The organism is Paenibacillus phytorum (genome assembly GCF_013141715.1).
In the GTDB taxonomy this organism is placed as follows: Bacteria; Bacillota; Bacilli; order Paenibacillales; family NBRC-103111; genus Paenibacillus_E; species Paenibacillus_E phytorum.
In genome coordinates this window covers 176,654-182,653 of record NZ_WHOA01000148.1, presented here as the reverse complement: position 1 = coordinate 182,653, position 6,000 = coordinate 176,654, and the positions used below count along the sequence as shown (strand labels likewise).

The 6,000-nt window shown below is 46.6% G+C and carries 4 protein-coding genes and 1 pseudogene; 2 read left to right on the top strand and 3 right to left on the bottom strand.

Annotated elements, in window-relative coordinates; all coding sequences use genetic code 11:
* Positions 1-418 precede the first annotated feature (418 nt).
* The 3 genes and pseudogenes from GC098_RS23280 to GC098_RS23265 form a co-directional block, all read right to left on the bottom strand.
* Positions 419-1,518, bottom strand: a pseudogene (locus GC098_RS23280) (IS3 family transposase).
* A gap of 410 nt (positions 1,519-1,928) precedes the next feature.
* Positions 1,929-3,638, bottom strand: coding sequence for a vWA domain-containing protein (locus GC098_RS23270; RefSeq protein WP_171645592.1), 1,710 nt, complete (start codon positions 3,636-3,638; stop codon positions 1,929-1,931).
* A gap of 12 nt (positions 3,639-3,650) precedes the next feature.
* Positions 3,651-4,952, bottom strand: a complete 1,302-nt coding sequence (locus tag GC098_RS23265) for an AAA family ATPase (protein ID WP_312880288.1) — start codon at positions 4,950-4,952, stop codon at positions 3,651-3,653.
* Between the two features lie 162 nt (positions 4,953-5,114).
* On the opposite strand from GC098_RS23265, the gene GC098_RS23260 reads away from it, so the two are divergent.
* Both GC098_RS23260 and GC098_RS23255 read left to right on the top strand, forming a co-directional pair.
* Positions 5,115-5,441 (top strand): DUF1904 family protein, encoded by a 327-nt coding sequence (locus GC098_RS23260; protein WP_171645591.1) that lies wholly within the window; start codon positions 5,115-5,117, stop codon positions 5,439-5,441.
* Between the two features lie 41 nt (positions 5,442-5,482).
* A complete protein-coding gene (locus GC098_RS23255) occupies positions 5,483-5,980 on the top strand; it encodes a metallophosphoesterase family protein (RefSeq protein ID WP_171645590.1) in 498 nt (165 codons plus the stop codon).
* Positions 5,981-6,000 lie beyond the last annotated feature (20 nt).

The following is a 6,000-nucleotide window of genomic DNA, read 5'->3' as shown; positions in this document are numbered from 1 at the left end:
CTCTAATTTAAGGGGGAATCGCTATTCCGCGAGAAAACATCAGAAATAACGGGAGATTTTCCATGTAAACTAGCTTTTTATGAGAAATACCCAAATTAACGGTAGGTTTTCCATGTAGTGCAACAGTGAAAACAGAGGCAGCCTAAAGATGAACGCCTTATGGGACAGCCCCTTTTTATGTGGGATTATATGGCTGTGCCTATAAAAAAGTAGCGATAGGAACTGGCTGAAGGAACTAGCTAAAGGGACCGGCAAAAGGAACTGGCAAATGGAACTAGGAGGCGCTATTTGTCCAAATATCCGCCAATATTCGTGTGAACGGAACTAGGAGGCGTTATTTTGCTGTTCTTGGTGGAAAATATGGCATTCTGCACTTCTGTCAATAGTGTAGACACAAAATCAAGGAACAACCGTTGTATTAGGCCGACTGACTTTTATAGTAAAGTTGCTCATAATGATGAGCCGACTCGTACCCTAAAGTTGAGTGAGCTCGAAGTCGATTATAATCAAATTCAATATAGGCATAGAGTTCTCTCATAGCTTGTTTACGGGTCTTAAATTTTGTTTGATACACAAATTCTTTTTTCAACGTACTATGAAAAGATTCTATACACGCATTATCGTAGCAATTTCCCTTGCGACTCATACTGCCAATCATTTGGTAGGTCTGTAACTTTTTACGATACTCATGACAGGCGTACTGCGAGCCGCGATCAGAGTGATGGATTAATCCGGGTGCGGGCTTGCGGCGCTTATATGCCTTCTCTAATGCGTCTAAAACTAACTCCCTTGTCATCCGAGCTCCCATCGCAAATCCTACGATTTTGCGAGAATATAAGTCCATTACGCTGGCCAAATACAACCAACCTTCACCTGTTGCAATGTAGGTGATATCCGTTACCCAAGCTTTATTCGGTGCTAGCGCTTTAAACTGGCGATTTAACACATTGTCGTACACCGGCAAATGGTGTTTAGAATTTGTTGTAGCCTTGATTTTCCTAACCGTTATCGACTTTAACCCAAGTTTTCTCATGAGTCGGCTGACCGTTTTGGAAGAAACAGCTACTCCCTTTTTTCTTAAGACTTCCGTAATTGTCGGACTTCCCGCACGCTTTTTATAGTAGTTAAACAGACTTCGAATCTGCTTTTCTAGCACTTTTAGACGCTTTTCACGGGCGCTAGGTTCACGTTGTATCCATTTGTAATATCCGCTTTTAGAAACCTTTAATATTGTGCACATCTTCTCGACCCTATACTGGAAGCGTTGTTTATAAATAAACGGGTAAATCAGCGCGGGTCCTTTGTGAAGAAGTGCATCGCCTTTTTTAAAATATCATTCTCTTCTTGTAGTTCTAGGTATTGTTTTTCCAATTTTTTGAGGCGTTCATAATCTACAAAAACCTGGGACTGCGTTTCAATCGCACCCGAGCCATACCGTTTGATCCAGCGACTTAGGGTACTTTTAGGAATGTTTAATTCCCTGGCTATTTGTGTGGGTTTCTTACCTGAAGACTCCATGTGTTCAATCGTATTACGTTTAAATTCTTCATCATAACTTTCTCTTTGTTCGCTCACAGGGGACACCTCAACCTTTATTAGATAAATTTATTATAAAGGTTGTTCCTTAGTCTATGTCTACTGTTTAGTCTAACTTCATTCGAAGGGAAATAAGTGATTGACGTTCCGTTTCGTAAGTAAAAATAGCGATTTTCGAGCAAAATAAGGCATTGACGTTCCGCTCATGAAGCTTCAAGGTGGGGGCATTATGAAAGTGATAGCCATTCATAGTATATGAATCAGTTGATATCTCGCACCGAGGTCCTTCCGCCCGCATTTACTGGTTCGACACGAAGTAGCTGAAGCAAATAAGTAAAAGCCTTCATTTCCCAAGTGGGATTGAAGGCTTTTACGCTATTTTGAAGCTCTCACTATCGCTTAGCAAACACATTCAGCAGAAGCTCATCCTTCACAGGATCTTGAACATCCCAGGCTGTAGCGAATTTAACTTGGTGAGAAACGCCGACAATTTCGTACTTCTGAACGAGATGTTGGCGGGCGGAGCCGATAATGAGCGAATGCAGCCGCAGCTGCTTCTTCTGACCAAGAGCGCCAAGCTTCTGCAGCGTTGCTTTGGAGATTTGGCCGACACCATCGGTGACCATCACGAAGTCGGCATCGTGAAACTGCCGCTCGTGCTGTACGATGTCCATGCCTCTACTCAGCGGCGCGTCGAAGTTCGTGCCGCCTCCGAATGCGAGCTGAGCCAGACCATAGAAGCGGTCCCAATCCGGCCGCTTATAAGACAGCACATGCTCGATGAGCTCGCCTTTCGCTCCGAACAGGAGCAGGACGAAGTCCCGCCGCTCGAGGAGGGAGAAGGAGGCGAAGGTCGCCGTAAACAGCTGCGCAAGCCGCAGCTTGCTGCCCCGCATGGAGTGGGAGGTATCGAGCATGCAGATAACAGGGCCTTTCTGCGGCTCTTCAACAGAGCCGGTGTAATTGTAGGTCATGAGCTTATTTTCCATCCATTTGACGAGAAAGTAAGGCTCAAAATCTTCGTCAGCGAGCAGGCTGGCTTCGCTCGGAAGCAGATGCGCGATGTCGCCAGATTGGCGTAAATCATCGTAGGCTTCTGGAACGTAAGGCGAGCGCAGCTTCTTACGCTGCACCCGAAGGTGATGGATGTTCCGTCCCACCTCCTGCAAGAAAGACACCAGATCCTTGCTGCGCTTCAGTTTCTCAATCCACTGCACGTAGTGCTCAAACGTCTGCCGCCGCAATTTCCCCAGCTCGCTGCCCCAGCGCCGGTTCGCGAGCCTTTGACTTGCTTGCACGAGCTCGTGCACATTGAAGCTGTCCGCCTCTTCGAGGGACAGCGTCTCCTTCAAAGCCTGTCCGAGCCAGTCGCCGAGCTCGGCTTCAATCTCCTTCATGGCCGCGAGGTCGCGCGCGCTCATGCGGTCCAGCTGCCGCTCGCGGCGCTCGAGTTCCTCTTCCGCCTTGCGCAGCTTCGCCTTCAGCTTATCGCGCTTCATGAACTCGGTGCGCATCTCGCTTTGCAGCTCTGTAATGCGCTGCTTCAGCGCGCGTATCTCCTCCGCGATGAGCGGCCGCGAATCTACGGCTTCCTGCTTGTCTTCGACGGCGCGCTTCCCTTGCTGCAGCGTGTAGCCAACGAGCCTCAGCTTCTCGATTTGCTTCTCGGTGAGACGCTCACTGACGCTCTTTTCCTCTTGTCCGCTCATCTGCTGCTTCTTCTCGAAGCCGAAGCCGCTCATTTTCTGTTCCTTTTGTCTGCGTTTGACTTCTTTCTCATAAGTCTCGGTAAGCCACATCAGCGCCTTAAGCGCTGTTTTGAATGAGGCATTCACTTGTCCGATTGTACGTGGGTGAATGGACATATAAAAGTACTGCTTGCGCAGCGTTAAGACCATCCAGCGGTGGAAGGGGGTTTCCTCTACAGTGCCGTCCACTTCAGGCTTCGTTAAATAAAAGCACATGAAAAAATCAGCAAAAAGTTCAAGCGTAAACCAAGGGGCTTGCCTTACGGCCTCGCGCATCCATTCTTGTGCAACACGCGATGAGTGTACGTAGCCCTCGAACACATACCTGTCAACCCGAGTGCAGCGTATGATCATATAGGTAACCTCTTATAACGTATAGTCGTATATGATTCCCGGGATTTCCCGGTCAAACAGTGTGCGATATAAGCCTTGGATGGATTGTAAAATACGCTCTCCCTGAATGCGCAGGTGCGTAAATTTAACGGCATACTGCTCAGGGTGCTGCAGAAAGATAGATTGGGAAGCAATCCATTCCGGCAGTTTCTTTTCTTTCTCCTGCCAGGAGACAAGTCTGCCGCGTAGGCTTCTGGCTGTTTCCTCCAGCTCCGTTCGGCAATCTTCCAAAGTCGCTTTCAATCGCTCGGCTGCATCCTTGTTTAAAGCGCCGCCGATTTCTTTTTTGAATTGGAAGGCATGTAATTCATCTTCTTTTTCCAACCATTTCTTAACCGTCAAGTTATATTGAAGCAGCGGGAGTTCTTGTTCCATTTCTCGTTTGAGCATGTCCTGGAATAAGGTGTCGAAGATGGCTTTGAGCTCTACCAAATCTTCAGGGAAATCCCACAGCATATGCGGGGTAAGTACGGTATCCCACACATTGACAGCGCTGCGCCCATGGATAGCTGCTGAAATCTTCCACGAATGGCCAATCTTGTGGTAGCGTCGATCCGAAAGTACATATTCTTTCTCTTCAAGAGCTGTCTTCAATTGAAATAGCATGTATACCAGCGCATCTGGCAATTGAACCTCGGCCGCTTGTGATTTTAATTGTTTCACTAAATCCGTTGATAAAAGAGTAGGTAAAGGTGTGTTTGGTGCCTGAAACATGAGTTCAAAGCTGGATATTTGCTTGACATATTCGACTTCAAATCGGTACAGGAAACGGTCGTACAGTGCTGCTAATTGTTCGTTATCTTCGGGTAATTCATTGGATGCTGCCATTAAAAATAGAAGGGGAGATTGCTGCTTCTGCCGTCCATTGAAGAAGACACGTTCATTCAAGACAGAAAGAAGCGCATTAAGTATGGCGCTGTTCGCTTTGAATATTTCATCGAGGAAAGCGAAGCGAGCGCTTGGTAAGTAGCCGTCTGTGAGCCTTACATACTCATCATTTTTAAGCTTTTGTAAGGAGACAGGCCCGAATAATTCGTCTGGTGTTGTGAATCGGGTCAATAAATAATCATAATAAGGCTCGTTACCGAATAGTTCGGCAGCGGCACGTGCTAATTGAGATTTGGCTGAACCGGGAGGTCCAACCAATAAGACATGTTCGCCACTCATGATAGCGAGCAGTAAGACACGAATGAGCTCTTCCCGTTCCATGAACCGTTTTTCGAGATGACCCATAGCTTCTCTTAATTTGTTCTGTATGACGATGGGTTCTTTCACATTGTTGTCCCCCTTGGCGTAATCAAGCTCGTATGATTATATTGTATCAAACTGCCCGGTAAACATCGAATATGCTACAATAAGACCTGTAGTGTCTACACTACTTTTAACTCTGCGCATGCAGCTAACAGTCTTCTAAGAAAATACAAAGGAGCGTTACCTATGCCCCAAATGATCTTTAGAGGAATTAGTGTTCCTCAAATTCAATCCATTAGTACGGCGTTAATTGAAGAACTAGCTCAAGTATGCTCGTGCGGAACGGACAATTTTATGCTGGAATGTCTCCCCACAGTCTCTATATTTGAAGGAAAGCAAGTCCATACATACCCTTTTATTGAAGTAGGTTGGTTCGAGAGAGGGCAAGAAACACGTGACGAGTATGCTAGCGTGCTGACCAAACACGTTCTTTCGCTAGGCATTCCTGAGGTGGAGATCGCTTTTCGGGTATACCGGGAGGACAGCTACTACTGGAACGGGAAGTTAATTTGAGCGAATTCATAGCTAACAGATTTTACGAAGGAGTGGTCCATATGCGGATTGGTGTGATTTCGGATACTCATTTATCACCTCGGGTTCAAAAATTACCTGATGCCTTAATTGCAGGTTTACAAGGTGTAGATCTTATTATTCATGCCGGAGATTGGGTGAGTGAGCACGTTGTTGAATTGGTTGAGCGAATCGCACCCTGTGAATCTGTAGCCGGTAACAATGACGGATCTGACATCATTGAACGATTCGGCTTGAGGAAAATACTGACACTCGGCGACTACCGAATTGGTCTTATCCATGGAGACGGCTTTCGCAAAACGACAGAGGAAAGAGCCCGAGAAGCGTTCCAGGCCGAGCGGCCGGATATCGTCATCTTCGGACATTCCCATGTTCCATACCAGCAAACGATTAACGGAATTCTCATGTTTAACCCAGGCTCGCCTACGGATAAAAGAAGGCAGCCGCAATATTCCTACGGCATCATCGAGCTCGGTGATAGCATTCATGCGAAGCATTTCTATTATGACAGTAAAGCTTAACCTTTGACTTGGCAAAGTCC